Genomic DNA, 18,352 nt, shown 5'->3' with positions numbered 1-18,352 from the left:
GGATTGAATTATGAAAAAAAGTGAAGGCTTATCAATTATGATAGTTGGAGTAGGCGGGCAGGGAACATTACTTGCAAGCCGAATACTGGGAAACATGTTAATGAGCGAGGGTTATGACGTCAAAGTGTCTGAAGTCCATGGTATGTCACAAAGGGGCGGAAGCGTTGTAACTTATGTAAAGTTTGGTGAAAAAGTTCAATCCCCTATTATCGACAAAGGCGGCGCAGATATAATCCTGGCATTTGAGGAATTGGAAGCATACCGCTATCTTCCATATTTGAAAAAAGGCGGTAAGATAATCTGTAATTCACAGAATATCGACCCAATGCCCGTTATTATAGGCGCTAAAGAGTATCCAAATGATATAGTGGAAAAAATTAAATCAAAAGAAGTTAATATTATATCAGTAGATGCTGATAAATTAGCGTTTGAAGCAGGCAATATAAAAACTGTTAATGTCGTTTTAATTGGTGTTTTGTCAAAGCAGACAGATATACCCGAAGACGTTTGGAAGTCTGCTCTTGAAAATACAGTTCCAGCGAAAGTTATAGATGTAAATTTAAAAGCTTTTGATTTGGGACGTAATATATAATATTATTATAACACTTTATAAAGGAGGAGATAGGAATGTATGTAAAACAGATTTCTGTATTTATGGAAAACCGTCCGGGAAGATTGGCTGAAATAACAAAGATATTGTCTGAAAATTCCGTTGATATAAGGGCGATTAATATTGCCGATACTACAGATTTTGGAATACTCAGAATGATTGTTGATGATGAGGAAAATGCAGAAAAAGTCTTAAGGGGCAATAATATGACTGCAAATATATCTGATGTAATCGCTATATCTATCTCAGACAGCGTTGGTGCTTTCAGCAATGTAATTGAGCTTTTAAAAGATAAGAATATTAGTATTGAATACATATATTCATTTATTGGTGAAAAGTCAAGCAAGGCGGTTATCGTTTTAAAAACAAGCGATTTGGATCTTTCTATTAATGTTTTAAGAGAGAATGGCGTTAATGTTCTCTCTAAAGAGGATGTGAACAATCTCGATTATGCAAAATAACTCATTTGAATATTTGAAAGAAGAATTTGGATTAAAAGACTCCACTATCGAACTCTATAAGAAAGTAAATGAGAAAGTTAAAGAGCGGTTTGCGGAGATTGAAGAGACCGCAGGATATAATCAGGCAAAAGTTCTTAAAGCTTTTCAGAATAACCGTATTTCATATGCTCACTTTGGGGAGACAACCGGATATGGATATGATGATATGGGCAGAGACGCTCTTGATAAAGTTTATGCCGAAATTCTAGGTGCTAAAGACGCAATGGTAAGACACAATATTGTTTCGGGAACGCAGGCTATTTCGGCATGTCTGTTTGGGGTTTTAAGACCGGAAGATGTTCTTGCTTCTGTGGTTGGCGCTCCTTATGACACAATGGAAGAGGTAATAGGAATCCGTGAAGGCGATTATGATGATATGGGATCTTTAAAAGATTATGGAGTCTCATATCGTCAGGTTGATTTAACTGATCAAAACAAAATTGATTATGATAGTATAATAGAACTATTAAAATCTGAAAAAATCAAAGCTGTCTTGATACAGCGTTCACGGGGATATGATTGGCGTGATTCGCTGACCGTTGAAGAAATCGGAAATATAATTAAAACTGTAAAGCATGTTAGCCCGGAAACAATTTGTATTGTTGATAATTGTTACGGTATATTTGTCGAAACTAAGGAACCGACTGAATTTGGTGCGGATTTGATTGTTGGCTCGCTGATAAAAAACGCAGGGGGAAGTTTGGCGTTAAGCGGCGGTTATATTGCCGGCACAGCTGAATGTGTAAGAAAAGTAGGTTACCGTTTGACAGCTCCCGGTCTTGGCAAACATGTTGGAGCCAGTCTTGGCATGAACAGAAACATGTTCCAGGGTCTATTTATGGCTCCTCATATTGTCTCTGAGAGCATAAAAACAGCAGTGCTTTGCGCTGCCATGTTTAAAGAGCTGGGATTTGAAGTATGTCCGGAGGTTAATTCTGCCAGAAGCGATATTATTCAGGCAGTTAAACTAAAAACGCCGGATAATGTTATTAAATTTTGTCAGGCAATTCAGAAAGGCTCGCCTATTGATAGTTTTGTTACACCTGAGCCGTGGGATATGCCGGGATATGAAAATCCTGTTATAATGGCTGCCGGAGCATTTGTTCAGGGCGCATCCATTGAATTGTCAGCTGACGCTCCGATTTGTGAACCTTATATTGCCTATATGCAGGGCGGAGTAATCTACGACAGCGCAAAAATCGGCGTATTAAAAGCAGCAGACGAGTTTGTTTGATTTAAAATCTATTTAATAGAGGATGTGAGCTGATGGGAAGACAATGCGTGCTGTATGACAGAATTTGTACCGGCTGCGGTGAATGTGATTACTGTGACCTTAATCCTATGAAGCTGTGTGATAACTGTGGAAAGTGTATAGAGAGCGGAAAGGATTATCAGGAGATAAAAATAGACAGTATTATTACACCTGATCATCAATATAAAAAACATGTTAAATCAGATAGCTGCGGCTGCGGACATAGTCATCACGATGAAAATTAGATAGCAAAAGAGGAAGCCGATTCGGCTTCCTCTTAAACTTTGACGCTTATTTTGAAAATTTATTATAAATCAGGAAAGCTAATAAACTGCGCCAACTAGTTATATTTTACGCTATCTTCTTCTGATGTTTGAATAAATTTCCAAAAGATAGGATTTACCGTTTTCTTAGCCCTGTTGGCTGTTCGCGATATCCTGCTCATACTTCTGAATCATCTTCTTAACCATCTGTCCACCGATACTTCCGGCCTGTCTAGATGTTAAATCTCCGTTGTAACCCTTGTTGAGTGTTACACCAACTTCTGATGCTGCTTCCATCTTGAACTGTTCCATAGCAGCTTTTGCCTGTGGAACTACCAAGTTATTTGAGCTATTTGAATCTGACATTTTGTTTTCACTCCTTATTTTTTTCTGTGTTGCAATAGTATTTTGTGATTATTTATTGTTTATTATACAAGTAAATTATGGTTAAAATAAATCATCTTTTACATGTTAATACTAATAATGAAATTAACTGATGAAAATTTATTATTATTTATTTTTAAATATATAAAAATCCATGTCGATTTCATTTGAATTAAATCACATTAAACATTATTCCCTAAAAAAACTTTTTTTATTTTCAATAATAGGTATTGCACAAAATTTACTAATATGGTAAAATATTTATTAGTAAATATAATTAAATTTTATACTAATATAAAGGAGCAAATAGATATGAAAAAAAATGTTGTATTTAATTATCGAAGAGCTCTCGGCTTCTTTTCTCAGGAAGAAGTTGATAATATGCAGTCGCAGATAGAGGCTGTAGATAAGGTTTTGATGAGTAAAACCGGAGCAGGCAATGATTATTTGGGCTGGATTGACCTGCCTGTAGATTATGATAAGGAAGAGTTCAGCAGAATAAAATCGGCAGCTCATAAAATTAGAAATGACAGCGATGTTTTGCTCGTAGTAGGAATTGGCGGTTCATATTTGGGTGCTAAAGCTGCCTGCGAGTTTTTAGGCGGTCCGTTTTATAATTTTAATCAAAAACCTCAGATTATTTTTTGCGGTAATAATATTAGTCCAAATTATTTAAATGGAATTTTAAAAACAATAGAAGATAAGGATGTGTCGGTAAATATTATTTCCAAATCCGGAACTACTACAGAACCCGCTATTGCTTTTAGAATTTTAAAAAACTATCTTGAAAATAAATATGGAAAAGAAGGCGCTAAAGAACGTATTTATGCAACCACAGACAAAGCTAGAGGAGCATTAAAAAATTTGGCTGACGAAGAAGGATACGAAACTTTTGTCGTGCCTGATGATGTTGGAGGAAGATATTCAGTTTTGACAGCTGTAGGTTTGCTTCCGATTGCTGTATCGGGCGCTGATATTGATGAAATGATGCAGGGAGCTGCTGACGCGCGTGAAATGTATTCAAAACCTTCTCTTAAAGAAAATGAATGTTATCAGTATGCAGCTATAAGGAATATTTTACACCAAAAAGGAAAAAATATAGAAATGCTGGTAAATTATGAGCCTGAGCTTCAATACTTTATTGAGTGGTGGAAACAGCTGTACGGCGAAAGCGAGGGAAAGGATCAAAAAGGTATTTTCCCGGCCGGAGCATGTTTTTCAACAGATTTGCATTCTATGGGGCAGTACATACAAGACGGTATGAGACAGATTTTTGAGACAGTGTTATATGTTAAAAATCCAAAAAGCGATATAGAAATAACTGAAGACAGTGATAATGTAGACGGTCTTAATTTCCTTGCAGGCAAAACTATGGATTATGTAAACAAAAAAGCTTTTGAAGGTACTCTTTTGGCGCATACCGACGGCGGGGTTCCAAACCTTGTTATTGAACTTGAATCGCTGGACGAATATACATTTGGTCAATTGGTATATTTCTTTGAAAAAGCCTGCGGCATAAGCGGATATTTGCTGGGAGTAAACCCATTTAACCAGCCGGGAGTTGAGAGCTACAAGAAAAATATGTTTGCTCTATTGGGCAAACCGGGATATGAAGCAGACAAAGAGAAGCTAGAATCAAGATTAAAGTAGCAAATTTATTAAATTTATAAATATTTTTAAAATAAGTCTTGTATATTTTGAATATATATGTTAAAATATCTTTAAGAATAAAATAATATTTATCCAAACTTTGATTGATTAGACGATTGGTCAGGTTTTGGATTTTAATTAAAATCCTAGAATGGAAAGGCGGTAATTATTATGATTAAGATACATATTGGATTAAAGGGCAGCGGAAAGACAAAAAAACTCATTGAAGCCGTTAATAATGCTGTTAATGTAGAAAATGGCAATGTTGTTTGTATCACAGACGGAAACCGTTTGATTCATGATATTGACAGAAAAGTTAGAATGATTAATACTGAGGATTTTAATATTAAAAACTTTGATATGTTTGAAGGTTTAATATGTGGTTTGATAGCTCAGGATTATGATATTACTCATATATTTATTGACAGTGTTTTCAAAAGTGTTCCAAACGGTGATATGAATTCTATTGAAGAATTTATCAGTGATTTAGAAAAGCTGGCCGGCGCATTTAACGTTTCGTTTACTATGATGGTAAGCGCTGAGGCTGATTCAGCCGGCGCAAACGTTAAGAAATATATTGTTTAATTGTAATATAATTATTTAAAATGAGTTGAGATTGTTAAGATATATTTTTAATCATATAATTAAAGTTAAAATATTGACTTAAGTTAATTTTTATGATATTGTATAGAGGCTGTGATATAAACACAGCCTCTATTTTATTGTTGAAATAAATCTTTTGAAAGGTTTGATGAAAATGAATTATATCAGTACGAGGAACAAAAACGTAAAACTTACTTCTGCCGAAGCTATAAAAAAGGGGCTTTCTGATGACGGCGGATTGTTTGTTCCAGACGAATTTCCAAAAATAAAAAAAGCGGATATTGAGAGTCTGCTTGGTAAAACATATATTGAAAGAGCTAATTTTATTTTATCTAAGTTTTTAACTGATTTTACTAAGTCGGAAATTGAGAAATGCACTGAGGGAGCTTATGGAGACGGAAAGTTCAGCAGTGAGAAGGTTGCTCCTGTTGTTAAAATAAATGACAGTGAGTATATTTTAGAGTTATGGCATGGACCCACATGCGCATTTAAAGATATGGCTCTGCAAATTCTGCCTCATTTTATGACTACTGCCATGAAAAAGACAGGCGAGGACAAAACAATAGTTATTTTGGTTGCTACATCGGGCGATACGGGAAAAGCTGCTTTAGAAGGCTTTAAGGACGTTGACGGAACTAAAATTATTGTTTTCTATCCAAGTGAAGGCGTAAGCGATATTCAAAAGCTGCAGATGATTACGCAGGATGGAAGAAATGTATGCGTTGAAGGTATAAGCGGTAATTTTGATGATGCGCAAACTGGAGTTAAAAAGATATTTACTAATTCTGAGATAAGCGACGAGTTAGAAAAGAATGGTTTTGCATTCTCATCTGCTAACTCTATCAATTGGGGAAGATTGGTTCCGCAGATTGTGTACTATTTTTCTGCTTACTGTGATATGGTTGAAGGCGGAGAGATACAGAATGGTGATAAAATAAATGTATGCGTTCCAACAGGCAACTTTGGTAATATACTTGCCGCATACTATGCAAGAAAAATGGGACTTCCGGTTAATAAACTGATTTGCGCATCAAATAAAAACGATGTTCTGACAGATTTTATTAAAACTGGTGTATACAACAAAAACAGGGAATTTTATCAAAGCGTTTCGCCTTCTATGGATATCCTTATTTCAAGCAATTTGGAAAGACTATTGTTTGATATTTCAGGAAATGACGATAAAAAGATAAATGACTTAATGAATAAGCTGTCAGCTGGCGGAGAGTATAGACTTACAAAAACTATGCATAACAAAATAACTAAGTTATTTTGGGGCGGCTGCTGTGATGATTATTTTACAAAAGTTCAAATCTGGAAAACATTTGCTGAGGATGGTTATACACTCGACACTCACACAGCTGTTGCTGTTGACGTGTATAAGCAATATGTTACAGAAACAGGTGATATGACAAAAACGATTATAGCGTCTACGGCAAGTCCATTTAAGTTCAATGCAGCAGTATTATCTGCTCTGGGGATTGAACCATATGATAAAAATGAGTTTGAGCTTTTGGATTTATTGAAAGAGAAGAGCGAAATGGAAATACCGGAGTCTTTGGCTGCACTTAACGGAAAAGAAATTCGGTTTGATGAAATAATAGACGCAGACGAAATGTATAAGTCAATTAAAAAAGCTTTAAATATTAAATAAAAGAAGGCTGTCTCAATTGAGACAGCCGTTGATTCGTTTTTATAGAATTTAGAAGTTTGGTTATGATAATAATATATTATTAATCAAAACCTTACCTAATGAATAGGAATTATTCGCAGGGTTTAAATGTTATACATTCTGTATCACATGAGCTGCAGCACTTTGTACCGCCACCCACCTCAATTTGGGAAGCTGTGCAAAGATCTCCGCTTGTATGATACTCACAGTTTTTTACCTTGCAAACGATTTTATTATTGTCCATGATAATTCCTCCTTTCGTTGTACAGTATTATTATTTCCGGGTTATAAAATTATATTCTTAAATTTAAAATATTCATGTGACAGAGGTGATAAAATGGCAATTTTTGCAATCTCAGACTTGCATCTGCCGCTTAGTGTGGATAAGCCAATGGATGTTTTTGGAGAACGCTGGCGTAATTACGTTGAAAGAATGCAGAGCAATTGGCAGAAGATTGTTGGGGCCGATGATATTGTCATTATGCCCGGTGATATTTCATGGGCTACATATTTAGACGATTCTGTCGCTGACTTTGAATATATTAATAACTTAAATGGAACAAAAGTGATTTTGAAAGGCAATCATGATTATTGGTGGACAACTATGAATAAACTAAATAATTTTTTAGAACGAAAAGATTTTAATACAATAAAGTTTATTCATAACAATGCTTTCATGTATGGGAGAACTGCTATATGCGGTACAAGGGGCTGGAATATAGCCGGAGAAAATTCAAGTGAAGAGGATAAAAGAATTTTTTTGAGAGAGAAACAAAGATTGATTCTCTCTTTGGAAGACGCAAAGAGGAATAATTCTGAAGAAATTATAGTTGCGATGCATTATCCTCCTGTCGAAATAGGAGGTCAAAATTTAGAGTTTATTGATATAATGAAAGAATATGGAGTAAAAAAATGTATATATGGACATCTGCATGCTGCTGCACAAAAATTTGCAAGACAAGGTGATGTGAATGGTGTCAATTTATCGTTAGTTTCGTGTGATTTCTTGAATTTTATTCCAAAACTTGTGTAAAATTTGTTAAAAGTAACATATAATTTTTTTTGAAAGTACTTGTCTATTCAATTCTTATATGTTATAATCATTAAATGCGTTAGACAGAAATTTAACATAGTGAGGTATTTTTTATGGGTAATGTAGAAAAAACGGATAAGAATATTGTTAGTTTTGAATTCTCAGTTTCACCTGAGGAATTTGAAAAAGCGGTTCAAAAGGCTTATAAGAAAAATGTTAAGAAGATTAACATGCCTGGATTCAGAAAAGGAAAAGCACCTAGGATTATCATCGAAAAAGCCTATGGAAAAGAAGTTTTTTATGAAGATGCTATTAACTTTGTTCTTCCAGACGCATATGATAAAGCGGTGGAAGAAAACGGAATTTCTCCGGTAGCTCAGCCTGAAGTTGATTTAAAGAGTGAAAAGATTGAGCCGGACAAAGAAATTATCTTTACAGCTAAGGTTGTAGTTAAACCTGAATTTGAGCTCGGCGAATATAAGGGTGTAAAAGCTGAGAAAGCTGTTTATGAAACAACTGATGAAAATGTTAATGAAGAAATAGAAAAGTTAAGAGAAAGAAATTCAAGACTGGTTCCTGTGGAAGACAGAGCTGTTCAGGCTGATGATATTGCTAACATTAATTTTGAGGGCTTTGTTGATGACGTTGCATTTGAGGGCGGTAAGGGTGAAAACTTTGATTTGACAATTGGATCTGGTCAGTTCATTCCCGGATTTGAGGATCAATTGCTAGGTAAGAATGTTGGAGATGATGTTGAAGTTAAAGTGACGTTCCCTGACGAGTATCATGCTGAGGATTTAGCTGGAAAAGACGCTGTGTTTAAAGTTAAAATCAACTCTTTAAAGGTTAAAGAACTTCCTGAAGCAGATGACGATTTTGCAATGGATGTCAGTGAATTTGATACTCTTGACGAATATAAGGCTGATATAAAGGCAAAGCTTGAAAAGGCTAATGAAGATAAAGCAAAGCATGAGACTGAACAGAATGTTATAGACGCTGTGTGTGCAAACACAGAAATTGATATTCCTGATGAGATGATTGACTCGCAAATTGACAGTATGATTCGCGATATGGATATGCAGATGCGTTATCAGGGAATCGACTTAAATACTTATATGCAGTATACAGGTCAGACTATGGATACAATCCGCGAGCAGTATAAGCCTGAGGCTGAAAAGCGTGTTAAGACTACGCTGGTTCTTGAAAAGGTTTCTGAAGTTGAAAAAATAGAACCTACAGATGAAGACGTTGAAAACGAATATCAAAAGATTAGTGAAGAAAACGGCATGAAGATTGACGACATTAAGAAATATATAAAAGAAGATGACGTTAAAGCTAGAATAAAGGCAGAAAAAGCAATTAATCTTTTGGTTGAGAGCGCTGATTTTGAGTAATACTCTATATTAAATAACATAGAATTAAGGTTGATTTGGATTATTTTCAAATCAGCCTTATTGTATCATTAATTATTAACATATTTTTTTTATTGGAGGTAATCATATGGATAGTAAAATTATTAGAAACAGCAGTTTAGTTCCATACGTAGTTGAACAAACAGGTCATGGTGAGCGGTCTTATGATATTTTTTCCAGATTGCTTAAAGATAGAATAATTTTTTTGTCAGATGAAGTTAATGACGCTACAGCAAGTTTAGTTGTTGCCCAGCTTCTGTTTTTAGATAGCGAAGATCCAGATAAGGATATTAATCTTTATATTAACAGCCCCGGTGGTTCTGTGACAGCAGGTATGGCAATTTATGATACTATGCAGTATACAAAAGCGGATGTTTCTACTATCTGTGTTGGAATGGCTGCATCAATGGGAGCATTCCTGCTTTCATCGGGTGCAAAAGGAAAAAGATTTGCACTTCCTAACAGTGAGATTATGATACATCAACCTCTCGGCGGTGTTCAGGGCCAAACGACAGACATGAAGATTCATGTTGAGAGAATGCTCAAAATAAAAGAAAACTTGAATAAGATTTTAAGTGAGAATACCGGTCAGCCGATTGATATTGTTAAGCAAGACACAGAAAGAGATAATTTTATGGATGCTGAAGAAGCATTAAAATACGGACTTATTGACAATATAGTTACTAAACGTTAAATTTTATTATTGGAGGATTGTGTATGTCTGAAAGCAGCACCGACAACCAGGAAAGGTGTTCATTTTGCGGCAAAAGCCGCAGTCAGGTTAAAAAATTGATTCAAGGGCCGGCTGCAAATATTTGCAACGAATGCGTTGACCTTTGCATTGATATAATGGAAATGGACGTTGAGACGGAAAATGAAAACAATAAAAAGATTGAAAGTTTGGAAGAATTACCAAAACCAAAAGAACTTCATGAATTTTTAAATGATTATATTATAGGTCAGGATGAAGCAAAAAAAGCTTTATCAGTTGCTATATATAACCATTATAAAAGAATTGGCACCGATTCAGACAGCGGAGATGTTGATCTTCAGAAAAGCAATATTTTAATGATAGGACCAACAGGCTCGGGAAAAACTTTCCTTGCTCAAACTATGGCAAAACGTTTAAATGTGCCATTTGTAATTGCTGACGCCACTTCACTTACAGAAGCTGGCTATGTTGGAGAAGATGTTGAAAACATTTTGCTTAAGCTGATTCAGGAAGCAGATTATGACATCGCTCTTGCTGAGAAAGGTATAGTATATATTGATGAAGTTGATAAGATTTCCAGAAAATCTGAAAATCCTTCTATAACCAGGGATGTTAGCGGCGAGGGCGTACAGCAGACCTTGCTTAAAATACTTGAGGGAACGGTAGCTAATGTTCCTCCTAATGGAGGAAGAAAGCATCCGCATCAGGACTTTATTCAGATAGATACTACAAATATATTGTTTATTTGCGGAGGAGCATTTGAAGGGCTGGAGAAAATAATCGAAGCTCGCGTATCTGATAAAACTCTTGGCTTTGGCGCCAAAGTTGAAAGCAAAAAAGAGCGTAACCGCGGAGATATTCTAAAGGAGATAGCCCCGGAGGATTTAGTTAAATATGGACTAATACCGGAGCTTATCGGCAGACTGCCGATAATTACAACTCTTGATACTTTAAATCTTGAAGCTTTGAAGCAGATTTTCAGTGAGCCGAAGAATGCGCTTTTGAAACAGTATAAGACTTTGATGAAAATGGACGGCGTTGAACTTGACTTTGAGGATGACGCAGTTGAGGAAATAGCTAAGAGAGCAGTTGAGCGTGAGACTGGAGCCAGAGGTCTAAGGACGATTGTTGAGGATATTATGCTGGATATAATGTATGAGATTCCTTCAATGCCTGACGCTAAAAAGGTTATTATAACACGTGACAGTGTTTTGAAAAAGGGTTCTCCTAAAATTATTACTGAACAAAAAAGTTCAAAAAAGAGACCTAAAACTGCATAGTAATATAAAATTTAGATTAGCGGACAAATATACTTCAGAACACAATCTGTTCAGCGTGTAAATTTGTTTCGCTAATCTTTAAATTTATTTAAGAGAAAAATGACTTAACAAAATTTGTATTGGGAGTTGATTTTGTGTCATTAATTAAGTGTAAAAATGTGAGTTTGAGTTATGATGGACTTATAGTAGCAAATAATATATCTTTTGAAATAAATAAAGGTGACTACTATAGTATAATAGGTCGTAACGGTAGCGGAAAAAGTACACTTTTGAAGGCCTTACTGCATCTAAAATCAACAGAAAGCGGCAGTGTAGAATACGGTGACGGGCTTGTGCAGTCTGATATTGGTTATTTGGCTCAGCAGACGCCGGTTCAGAAAGATTTTCCTGCTTCTGTTAATGAAGTGGTTTTGTCAGGATGTTTAAAAGGAGGAGTTTTTAAACCTTTTTATTCATTATCTGATAAAAAGCTTGCCTTGGAAAAAATGGAACTGTTGGGCATTGCCAATATAAAGTCTAAATGTTTTCGTGAACTAAGCGGTGGACAGCAGCAGAGAGTTTTGCTTGCACGCGCTATGTGTGCTACAAGAAAAATATTGTTTTTGGACGAGCCTGTAACCGGCTTGGATCCGGTTGTTACAACTGAGTTTTTTAATATAATAAACGAAATGCACAGAAATGGTATAACTATTGTAATGGTATCCCATGATATCCATTGTGCAGTTAAATATTCAAACCGAATTTTACATTTGGAAGACGGAAGTGTGATGTTTGACGGACCGTCCAAAGAATACTCACGGTCTAAAATAGGAATTGAGTTTGTTGGAGGTCATAAACATGATTGAAACATTACATATTATGTTTTCTTATTCATTTATATTAAGAGCTCTTATAGTAGGAGTTTTGGTGTCTTTATGCGCATCTCTTCTGGGAGTTAGTTTAGTTTTGAAAAGATATTCAATGATTGGTGATGGACTAAGCCATGTGGGATTCGGGGCTATTGCAGTAGCCACAGCATTTAATTGGGCGCCTATGGAATTTACTATTCCTGTAGTTATTATTGCCGCATTTTTGCTTCTTCGGTTAAGCGAAAACAGCAGTATTAAAGGTGACAGCGCAATAGCTATAATTTCTACGGGTGCACTTGCATTCGGAATACTTGTGGCATCTATGACAACGGGTATGAATACTGATATAAACAGCTATCTTTTCGGCAGTATATTGGCTATGACCTTAAATGACGTTCTGTTAAGTGTTGTTTTGTCAGCAGTTGTAATAGTACTGTTTGTTCTGTTTTATAATAAGATTTTTGCTGTTACCTTTGATGAAACATTTTCAAATGCAACAGGTATCAGGGCAAATGTATATAATATGCTGATTGCTATTTTGACGGCGATAACCATAGTTCTAGGAATGAGAATGATGGGAGCACTGCTTATTTCTAGTCTTATCATTTTCCCGGCTTTAACTTCTATGAGAGTATGTAAGCATTTTAAAACTGTTGTTATAGTTTCAGCAGTAATTTCAATTATTTGTTTTCTTTTAGGACTTATAATTTCTTATTTTTTCTCTACACCTACCGGTGCGACAGTAGTTGTTATAAATATTGGAATTTTCATATTATTTTCGATTTTAGGAAAGCTTAGGTTGAATTAAAAACAAAATATTGAACTATACATTTATCACAAAAAAGCTATTTACAGATGTAAATAGCTCAGGTAGTCAAAATGGATATCCGAGTGTTGAAACTCGGATATCCATTTTGTATTATTGTCTTTTAAGGTTAATAGAATAAGAATCTATTTTAACTTTCATGTTATTATTATCAATAGAATAAGATAATTCAATTGATTTTGAAACTTGCGGAACTGAAAGCGTAAGCTTATTGTCGTTTATTTCATAATTGCCGCTTAAAACTGAAAAAGATACTGTTTTATCAGCTTTAAAGTTTAAAGTAACTCCGGTTTTTAATACCATACCTATCACTCCGGACATTTCCTCCAAGGGGGTTCCGGTTAAATCAACGTCTGACAACGAAACGGTATTACCACTCTTATCAAGTATAGATTCAATTTTCCATTCGCCTACAATTTCTTCTTCAGGGGTCTTTGTTGCTTGTTCCGCAGTTGTTTGAGCAGAAGCAGGCGACGGAGTTGGTGAAGACTTAAACCCTGGAATTGAACATGCAGTTAATGAAACTGTGCCTATCACTGCTGCCATAGTTATAGATGCTAATTTTATACCAGTTTTAAAATTCATAAAAACACCTCATTTTTATATTTAAAAATATTTTAACATACATTTTTAAAGTTTACAATGAGAATTTATGAAATAACTGTAAATTTTATTCTTGTTAGTTATTATAATCACCATTCAATTGGTTCCTGATTTGTGGATATTAAAAAATCATTACATTTCCTGAAATGTCCGCAGCCGAAAAATCCATTGTAAGCTGAAAGTGGGCTTGGATGGGCTGCAGTGAGCACTAAATGGTTAGGATTTGTAATAAGACTTTGTTTTCTTTTTGCGTTTCCTCCCCATAAAATAAACACTATAGGTTTTTCGCGTTTATTTAAAAGCTGAATAATTTTATCAGTAAATATTTCCCAACCCATTCCGCGGTGGGAATTAGCCATACCAGCCCTTACTGTCAAAACTGTATTCAACAACAATACCCCTTGTTTAGCCCACCGAGTTAAATCACCGTTTTTAGGTGGTTCTGTTCCATATTCCGACTGAATTTCTTTATATATATTTACCAGTGATGGAGGAGGTGTTACACCCGGCAGAACTGAAAAACACAGACCGTGTGCCTGTCCTTGTCCGTGATAAGGGTCTTGACCTATAATAACAACTTTTACATCATTATACGGCGTTAATTTTAACGCATTAAAAATATCGTACATATCAGGATATATAGTAGCTGTTTTATACTCTTTTGCAAGAAAGGCCCTCAATTTTAAGTAGTATTCTTTTTGAATCTCTTCACTCAGAAGATCGTCCCAGTCGTTACCTATATGAACCATTTTTATTCTCCAATCTTATATATTTAATTTACCATTTTTGTTAGAAGCTGAACAGATGAACCGGTTGAAACTGTTACTGGATAGCTTATTATAACTAAGTCGTCAAACTTGACAAAATTATAGAAGTCACTTATTTTAAAATCATTTTTGCCGCTTCCATAGTCTCCGTAGGTTCCTCCATTAAACATTCTGTAATCAATAACATATACTTCTTCATAGTTATTTACAGCCCAGGTTGCGAATGCGTCTCCAAACGAATCTTTTATTATACAAATCTTTTTTCCGTTGTTTACGTTTGTTTTAAATACCTCAAGAGGATAATCGCCTTCGATAAAGCAGCTGTAGCTTTTGGCAGGAGGGTAAATCACTTTTATACTTTGTATATATGAACGCATAAACGGATCACGGTAAGCGGCGCCCTCACTGGACGATTTGGGAGAAAACAACTGAAGCATGTCAGGATTTTGAGCGAGCAGTTGATTTCCATATGTTCCTGAAGTGAAAGAACATAGTGAACCATAGTAACCGTATATGTTCTGAACTTCAAAAGTGTTTAAAGGATCAATTTCTGGAATTGACTTATTTTCTAGAGCATATTTTTGATAAGCATAATAGGCTCCTCTTTGCGTCCAGTGATGGTCTGTGCAGAAGTATATTTTTTCAGCAGCATGGTCGTATAATGTTTGGACAATGTTTATTGGTTTCAGATTCTTTTTGTTGTATTGTATTATGTGTTCATATACGTCTGATATTGCTGCTGTCTGATTGGTCTTCTTGCTGTTAGACGCGTAAAATTCCTGAGCAGTAGGAACAATTATATTATACACATTTGCATATGGAACACAATCAGCAATTTTTGCTATTGTTTCAGCATAGGAACTTCCCCAATAATCATTTATACCCAGCAATTCCATACCAAAGTTTTCATTTCCATTTGAAAATATACTTACGCCGCTGTATTCGCCGATATAATCATTATATCTAAATTCATTAGTTATTTTTATATTGTTCATGGGATTATTATTTATATTTACAACATCTCCCAGGAAAATCACTCTGTTACACTCGTCCCATGTAACCGGATAACCAAAAGCGTCGCCTATAGCTTTGACAGGAACCATAGCTGTATTGCCATAATAACATGTTTCGGATCCCATTTCTACCGGTTTGCCATATTTTATCATTACATTGCTTCCAAGTTTAAATTGAACTGTAACTTCATTTAAAGTTGAGGTTATGGTTTCAGATGAAGAATCCCAGCTAGTGGATGCGCCAAAGGTATCGGCTATTTCTCTGAAAGGTGCAAGAGCAGTTCCGTTTTCTACTATTATAGGACATGATGAATAAAATATGTTCCCATTTAGATAAAGAATAATATCGCTGGTTGTTGTTTCAGCAAACGCGGGGTTGACAAGTGATAAAAATATAGGTAAAATAAGAATACAAATCTTATATAATGTTGATTTAAGTAAGCGTTGTATATTAGACTCAATAATTTTTCTAAAGATAAATTTATTTTTTATAGAATTATAATATAAAATGGCGTTTTTCATACTGAACCCTCCAGCATATTAAATACGACATTATTATAGCATAATTGGTAAAATAATACAAGAATTTTTTAATAGGTTGATTGCTTTAGTATAAATATTAGTAAAAATAAATAAATATAATAATTTTTGAAAAAATGCTTGACATATTAAAAATAATGTGGTAGTATTTTTTAGTAAAGCAGAAGTGCCGCTTCTCCCCTTAGCGAAAAGCAAAAGGGTATCCGATTATTACAGATAAATATTTTATGGATATTGCGGTGTACTTTTGTACTTCGCATTTTTTATGCAAATTTTTAAATTATTTTGGAGGTGTTTTATATAGCTAGGCAAGATTTGATGATTAACGACGAAATCAGAGACAAAGAGGTTCGTCTTGTTGGACCTGAGGGTGAACAGCTTGGTATAGTATCATCTGCACGTGCTTTGGAACTTGCGGACGAGAAAAACCTTGATTTGGTTAAAATTGCTCCGCAGGCAAAACCGCCGGTATGTAAGATTATGGATTACGGCAAGCATAAGTTTGAGCTTGCAAAACGTGAAAAGGAAAACCGTAAAAATCAAAAAGTTGTGGCGGTTAAGGAAGTAAGACTAAGTTCAAATATCGATGAGCATGACTTTAACACTAAAGTCAAGGCGGGTATTAAGTTTCTGCAAAACGGTGACAAAGTTAAAGTTTCAGTTAGGTTCAGAGGTCGTGAAATCACACATTCATCTTTAGGCAGAGATATGCTTATGAAGTTTAAGGACGCTATTGAGGAATATGGAAGCGTTGATAAAGGAATAAAGATGGAAGGCAGAAACATGGCTATGTTTATTACACCGAAGAAGAATTAATTATAATGCATAATATGCTTTAGAACATATTTTCATACGAAAACGGAAGGAGAAAAAACAATGCCTAAAATTAAGACTCACAGAGGCGCAGCAAAGCGTTTCGGTATTACAAAAAACGGCAAGGTAAAAAGAGGAAAAGCTTACAGAAGTCACATTCTTAATAAGAAGACTACGAAGAGAAAAAGAAAGCTCAGAAAAATGGGTTACCTGTCAAAGGCTAATGCCGCTACAATAAAAGGCATGATACCTTACAAATAAATCTTAAAACGGTTTATTTATGATTTGATAATTACATTATTTTGAAAATTCGGAAAGGAAAATTACTATGGCTAGAATAAAAGGTGCAGTTAAGACTCGTGCAAGACGTAAGAAAATCCTGAAGCTTGCTAAAGGATACAGAGGTGCTAAGAGTAAGCTGTTTAAGACAGCTAATCAGGCGGTTATGAAGTCGCTTTCATACGCTTATAGAGACAGAAAAGCAAAGAAGAGGGAGTTCAGACAGTTATGGATTGCCCGTATAAATGCTGCTGCTAGAATGAATGGTATTAGTTACAGCAAGTTTATGAATGGTCTTAAAAAGAACAATATAAATATTAACAGAAAGATGTTGTCTGAAATAGCAATATCTGATCCGGCTGCTTTCACTAAGCTGGTAGAAAAGGTAAAATAGTTAAATTTAAAGTTATACTCATTTTTGAGTATAACTTTTGCTATATTCAGAAGTTTATAGATCTAAGGGAGTAGTTTATGATTGAAAGCATTACTGCCAAAGAAAATAAGAAATTAAAACTAATATCTTCACTTTCCGCTAAAAAAGGACGTATAAAAAATAACGCCTATCTTGTAGAGGGAAAACGTATGGTTTTAGAGGCGTTTGAATATGTCAGAGACGCTATTATGTTCATTATTATAAGTGAAAATTTTAGTTCTGAAAATAAAGATTTGGTTACAAGTCTTGACGAGAGCGCTATTTCTGTCTATACTGTCAGTGATAAGCTGTTTAAAGAAAGTGTAGACACAATGAATCCACAAGGAATTGCTGCCGCCGTGTCAATTAAAAACTTATCTGTTAAGAAATCTGAATTGAATGATATTAATAAAATATTAATTCTCGACGGTATTTCTGAACCCGGAAATTTGGGCACTATAATTAGAACAGCTGAGGCAGCCGGTATTGAATTAATATACTTATTAAAGGGATGCGCTGACATATATAATCCCAAGGTAGTTCGCTCGACTATGGGGTCAATATTCAGAACTGAATTTGTATTTGCGGACAACGCGGAAATATTAAATGATGTGAAGAAACACGGATTTAAAATTATTTGTTCCTGCTTAGAAAACAGTGTGGATATTTACCGGTATATTGCTGACAGAGGAGCAGACGAGTCTATTAAGACTGCTATTGTTGTTGGAAGCGAAGCTTTTGGTGTATCAGAGGAAGTTTTAAATATGTCTGATATAAGAGTAAGAATACCTATGAGGGGAAAAGTTGAATCTCTTAATGCTGCTATTGCCGCGGGTATACTGATGTATTTGCTATAATTTTTTATAATATAAATTTTTAGGAG

22 protein-coding genes are annotated in these 18,352 nt (G+C 34.9%); 17 read left to right on the top strand and 5 right to left on the bottom strand.

All coding sequences use genetic code 11. The features are described 5' to 3' along the window. Nucleotides 1–10: 10 nt before the first annotated feature. Genes B9O19_RS01845 through B9O19_RS01830 form a run of 4 tightly spaced genes read left to right on the top strand, consistent with a single transcriptional unit; the run spans nucleotide 11 to nucleotide 2,607 of the window. A complete protein-coding gene (locus B9O19_RS01845; RefSeq protein WP_102364845.1) occupies nucleotides 11–592 on the top strand; it encodes an indolepyruvate oxidoreductase subunit beta in 582 nt (193 codons plus the stop codon). Nucleotides 593–627: 35 nt separating this feature from the next. Then, nucleotides 628–1,071, top strand: a complete 444-nt coding sequence (locus B9O19_RS01840) for an ACT domain-containing protein (RefSeq protein ID WP_102364844.1) — start codon at nucleotides 628–630, stop codon at nucleotides 1,069–1,071. Further along, a complete protein-coding gene (locus B9O19_RS01835; RefSeq protein ID WP_102364843.1) occupies nucleotides 1,061–2,344 on the top strand; it encodes a methionine gamma-lyase family protein in 1,284 nt (427 codons plus the stop codon). The genes B9O19_RS01840 and B9O19_RS01835 overlap by 11 nt, the downstream gene beginning before the upstream one ends. Before the next feature lie 32 nt (nucleotides 2,345–2,376). Next, nucleotides 2,377–2,607, top strand: coding sequence for a hypothetical protein (locus B9O19_RS01830; protein ID WP_102364842.1), 231 nt, complete (start codon nucleotides 2,377–2,379; stop codon nucleotides 2,605–2,607). Between the two features lie 165 nt (nucleotides 2,608–2,772). Here B9O19_RS01830 and B9O19_RS01825 read toward each other — a convergent pair whose 3' ends face one another. Next, nucleotides 2,773–2,991, bottom strand: coding sequence for an alpha/beta-type small acid-soluble spore protein (locus B9O19_RS01825; RefSeq protein WP_102364841.1), 219 nt, complete (start codon nucleotides 2,989–2,991; stop codon nucleotides 2,773–2,775). A gap of 330 nt (nucleotides 2,992–3,321) precedes the next feature. Here B9O19_RS01825 and B9O19_RS01820 point away from each other — a divergent pair, with 330 nt between their 5' ends. The 3 genes from B9O19_RS01820 to thrC all read left to right on the top strand — a co-directional run bounded on the left by B9O19_RS01820 (nucleotide 3,322) and on the right by thrC (nucleotide 6,913). After that, nucleotides 3,322–4,659, top strand: a complete 1,338-nt coding sequence (locus B9O19_RS01820; protein WP_102364840.1) for a glucose-6-phosphate isomerase — start codon at nucleotides 3,322–3,324, stop codon at nucleotides 4,657–4,659. Between the two features lie 171 nt (nucleotides 4,660–4,830). Further along, nucleotides 4,831–5,244 (top strand): hypothetical protein, encoded by a 414-nt coding sequence (locus B9O19_RS01815; RefSeq protein WP_102364839.1) that lies wholly within the window; start codon nucleotides 4,831–4,833, stop codon nucleotides 5,242–5,244. Between the two features lie 172 nt (nucleotides 5,245–5,416). Next, on the top strand, nucleotides 5,417–6,913 hold the full coding sequence (gene thrC, locus B9O19_RS01810) for a threonine synthase (RefSeq protein ID WP_102364838.1): 1,497 nt from the start codon (nucleotides 5,417–5,419) through the stop codon (nucleotides 6,911–6,913). A gap of 109 nt (nucleotides 6,914–7,022) precedes the next feature. Here thrC and B9O19_RS01805 read toward each other — a convergent pair whose 3' ends face one another. Continuing rightward, the gene (locus tag B9O19_RS01805; protein ID WP_102364837.1) at nucleotides 7,023–7,175 is read right to left on the bottom strand and encodes a DUF1540 domain-containing protein; all 153 of its coding nucleotides are present in this window, start codon (nucleotides 7,173–7,175) and stop codon (nucleotides 7,023–7,025) included. A 93-nt stretch (nucleotides 7,176–7,268) separates the two neighbouring features. On the opposite strand from B9O19_RS01805, the gene B9O19_RS01800 reads away from it, so the two are divergent. From B9O19_RS01800 to B9O19_RS01775, 6 genes are all read left to right on the top strand, one after another. Continuing rightward, nucleotides 7,269–7,964 (top strand): metallophosphoesterase, encoded by a 696-nt coding sequence (locus tag B9O19_RS01800; protein ID WP_102364836.1) that lies wholly within the window; start codon nucleotides 7,269–7,271, stop codon nucleotides 7,962–7,964. A gap of 113 nt (nucleotides 7,965–8,077) precedes the next feature. Continuing rightward, the gene (gene tig, locus B9O19_RS01795; protein ID WP_102364835.1) at nucleotides 8,078–9,358 is read left to right on the top strand and encodes a trigger factor; all 1,281 of its coding nucleotides are present in this window, start codon (nucleotides 8,078–8,080) and stop codon (nucleotides 9,356–9,358) included. Between the two features lie 106 nt (nucleotides 9,359–9,464). After that, complete coding sequence (clpP, locus tag B9O19_RS01790) at nucleotides 9,465–10,070, top strand: ATP-dependent Clp endopeptidase proteolytic subunit ClpP (protein WP_102364834.1); 606 nt, start codon at nucleotides 9,465–9,467, stop codon at nucleotides 10,068–10,070. Nucleotides 10,071–10,093: 23 nt separating this feature from the next. After that, the gene (clpX, locus tag B9O19_RS01785; RefSeq protein WP_102364833.1) at nucleotides 10,094–11,368 is read left to right on the top strand and encodes an ATP-dependent Clp protease ATP-binding subunit ClpX; all 1,275 of its coding nucleotides are present in this window, start codon (nucleotides 10,094–10,096) and stop codon (nucleotides 11,366–11,368) included. 134 nt (nucleotides 11,369–11,502) lie between these two features. Next, the gene (locus B9O19_RS01780; RefSeq protein ID WP_102364832.1) at nucleotides 11,503–12,213 is read left to right on the top strand and encodes a metal ABC transporter ATP-binding protein; all 711 of its coding nucleotides are present in this window, start codon (nucleotides 11,503–11,505) and stop codon (nucleotides 12,211–12,213) included. After that, nucleotides 12,206–13,024: a metal ABC transporter permease gene (locus tag B9O19_RS01775; RefSeq protein ID WP_102364831.1), complete on the top strand. Its 819-nt coding sequence runs from the start codon at nucleotides 12,206–12,208 to the stop codon at nucleotides 13,022–13,024. The genes B9O19_RS01780 and B9O19_RS01775 overlap by 8 nt, the downstream gene beginning before the upstream one ends. 111 nt (nucleotides 13,025–13,135) lie before the next feature. Here B9O19_RS01775 and B9O19_RS01770 read toward each other — a convergent pair whose 3' ends face one another. The 3 genes from B9O19_RS01770 to B9O19_RS01760 all read right to left on the bottom strand — a co-directional run bounded on the left by B9O19_RS01770 (nucleotide 13,136) and on the right by B9O19_RS01760 (nucleotide 15,947). After that, entirely contained in the window at nucleotides 13,136–13,627 is a 492-nt protein-coding gene (locus B9O19_RS01770) for a glycoside hydrolase family 43 C-terminal domain-containing protein (RefSeq protein WP_102364830.1), read from the bottom strand. Nucleotides 13,628–13,734: 107 nt separating this feature from the next. Beyond that, a complete protein-coding gene (locus tag B9O19_RS01765; RefSeq protein ID WP_102364829.1) occupies nucleotides 13,735–14,394 on the bottom strand; it encodes a uracil-DNA glycosylase in 660 nt (219 codons plus the stop codon). Between the two features lie 23 nt (nucleotides 14,395–14,417). Further along, a complete protein-coding gene (locus B9O19_RS01760) occupies nucleotides 14,418–15,947 on the bottom strand; it encodes a DHHW family protein (RefSeq protein ID WP_102364828.1) in 1,530 nt (509 codons plus the stop codon). A 336-nt stretch (nucleotides 15,948–16,283) separates the two neighbouring features. Here B9O19_RS01760 and infC point away from each other — a divergent pair, with 336 nt between their 5' ends. The 4 genes from infC (at nucleotide 16,284) to B9O19_RS01740 (ending at nucleotide 18,326) form a co-directional block, all read left to right on the top strand. Then, on the top strand, nucleotides 16,284–16,781 hold the full coding sequence (gene infC / locus B9O19_RS01755; protein WP_154058597.1) for a translation initiation factor IF-3: 498 nt from the start codon (nucleotides 16,284–16,286) through the stop codon (nucleotides 16,779–16,781). Between the two features lie 60 nt (nucleotides 16,782–16,841). Then, nucleotides 16,842–17,039, top strand: coding sequence for a 50S ribosomal protein L35 (gene rpmI, locus B9O19_RS01750; protein ID WP_102364827.1), 198 nt, complete (start codon nucleotides 16,842–16,844; stop codon nucleotides 17,037–17,039). Between the two features lie 67 nt (nucleotides 17,040–17,106). Beyond that, the gene (gene rplT / locus B9O19_RS01745; RefSeq protein WP_102364826.1) at nucleotides 17,107–17,451 is read left to right on the top strand and encodes a 50S ribosomal protein L20; all 345 of its coding nucleotides are present in this window, start codon (nucleotides 17,107–17,109) and stop codon (nucleotides 17,449–17,451) included. Between the two features lie 77 nt (nucleotides 17,452–17,528). Continuing rightward, nucleotides 17,529–18,326 carry a TrmH family RNA methyltransferase gene (locus B9O19_RS01740; RefSeq protein WP_102364825.1) on the top strand — a complete coding sequence of 266 codons (798 nt, stop codon included), beginning with the start codon at nucleotides 17,529–17,531 and terminating at the stop codon, nucleotides 18,324–18,326. The last annotated feature ends 26 nt before the right edge of the window (nucleotides 18,327–18,352 follow it).

The sequence above is a fragment of the Monoglobus pectinilyticus genome (assembly GCF_002874775.1).
Classification (GTDB): Bacteria; Bacillota; Clostridia; order Monoglobales; family Monoglobaceae; genus Monoglobus; species Monoglobus pectinilyticus.
This window is presented reverse-complemented; position numbering and strand designations above follow the sequence as displayed.

Coding starts and splice junctions, on each gene's coding strand:
- B9O19_RS01845 (WP_102364845.1), top strand. CDS start 11: ATGAAAAAAAGTGAAGGCTTATCAATTATGATAGTTGGAGTAGGCGGG.
- B9O19_RS01840 (WP_102364844.1), top strand. CDS start 628: ATGTATGTAAAACAGATTTCTGTATTTATGGAAAACCGTCCGGGAAGA.
- B9O19_RS01835 (WP_102364843.1), top strand. CDS start 1,061: ATGCAAAATAACTCATTTGAATATTTGAAAGAAGAATTTGGATTAAAA.
- B9O19_RS01830 (WP_102364842.1), top strand. CDS start 2,377: ATGGGAAGACAATGCGTGCTGTATGACAGAATTTGTACCGGCTGCGGT.
- B9O19_RS01825 (WP_102364841.1), bottom strand. CDS start 2,991: ATGTCAGATTCAAATAGCTCAAATAACTTGGTAGTTCCACAGGCAAAA.
- B9O19_RS01820 (WP_102364840.1), top strand. CDS start 3,322: ATGAAAAAAAATGTTGTATTTAATTATCGAAGAGCTCTCGGCTTCTTT.
- B9O19_RS01815 (WP_102364839.1), top strand. CDS start 4,831: ATGATTAAGATACATATTGGATTAAAGGGCAGCGGAAAGACAAAAAAA.
- thrC (WP_102364838.1), top strand. CDS start 5,417: ATGAATTATATCAGTACGAGGAACAAAAACGTAAAACTTACTTCTGCC.
- B9O19_RS01805 (WP_102364837.1), bottom strand. CDS start 7,175: ATGGACAATAATAAAATCGTTTGCAAGGTAAAAAACTGTGAGTATCAT.
- B9O19_RS01800 (WP_102364836.1), top strand. CDS start 7,269: ATGGCAATTTTTGCAATCTCAGACTTGCATCTGCCGCTTAGTGTGGAT.
- tig (WP_102364835.1), top strand. CDS start 8,078: ATGGGTAATGTAGAAAAAACGGATAAGAATATTGTTAGTTTTGAATTC.
- clpP (WP_102364834.1), top strand. CDS start 9,465: ATGGATAGTAAAATTATTAGAAACAGCAGTTTAGTTCCATACGTAGTT.
- clpX (WP_102364833.1), top strand. CDS start 10,094: ATGTCTGAAAGCAGCACCGACAACCAGGAAAGGTGTTCATTTTGCGGC.
- B9O19_RS01775 (WP_102364831.1), top strand. CDS start 12,206: ATGATTGAAACATTACATATTATGTTTTCTTATTCATTTATATTAAGA.
- B9O19_RS01770 (WP_102364830.1), bottom strand. CDS start 13,627: ATGAATTTTAAAACTGGTATAAAATTAGCATCTATAACTATGGCAGCA.
- B9O19_RS01765 (WP_102364829.1), bottom strand. CDS start 14,394: ATGGTTCATATAGGTAACGACTGGGACGATCTTCTGAGTGAAGAGATT.
- B9O19_RS01760 (WP_102364828.1), bottom strand. CDS start 15,947: ATGAAAAACGCCATTTTATATTATAATTCTATAAAAAATAAATTTATC.
- infC (WP_154058597.1), top strand. CDS start 16,284: ATGATTAACGACGAAATCAGAGACAAAGAGGTTCGTCTTGTTGGACCT.
- rpmI (WP_102364827.1), top strand. CDS start 16,842: ATGCCTAAAATTAAGACTCACAGAGGCGCAGCAAAGCGTTTCGGTATT.
- rplT (WP_102364826.1), top strand. CDS start 17,107: ATGGCTAGAATAAAAGGTGCAGTTAAGACTCGTGCAAGACGTAAGAAA.
- B9O19_RS01740 (WP_102364825.1), top strand. CDS start 17,529: ATGATTGAAAGCATTACTGCCAAAGAAAATAAGAAATTAAAACTAATA.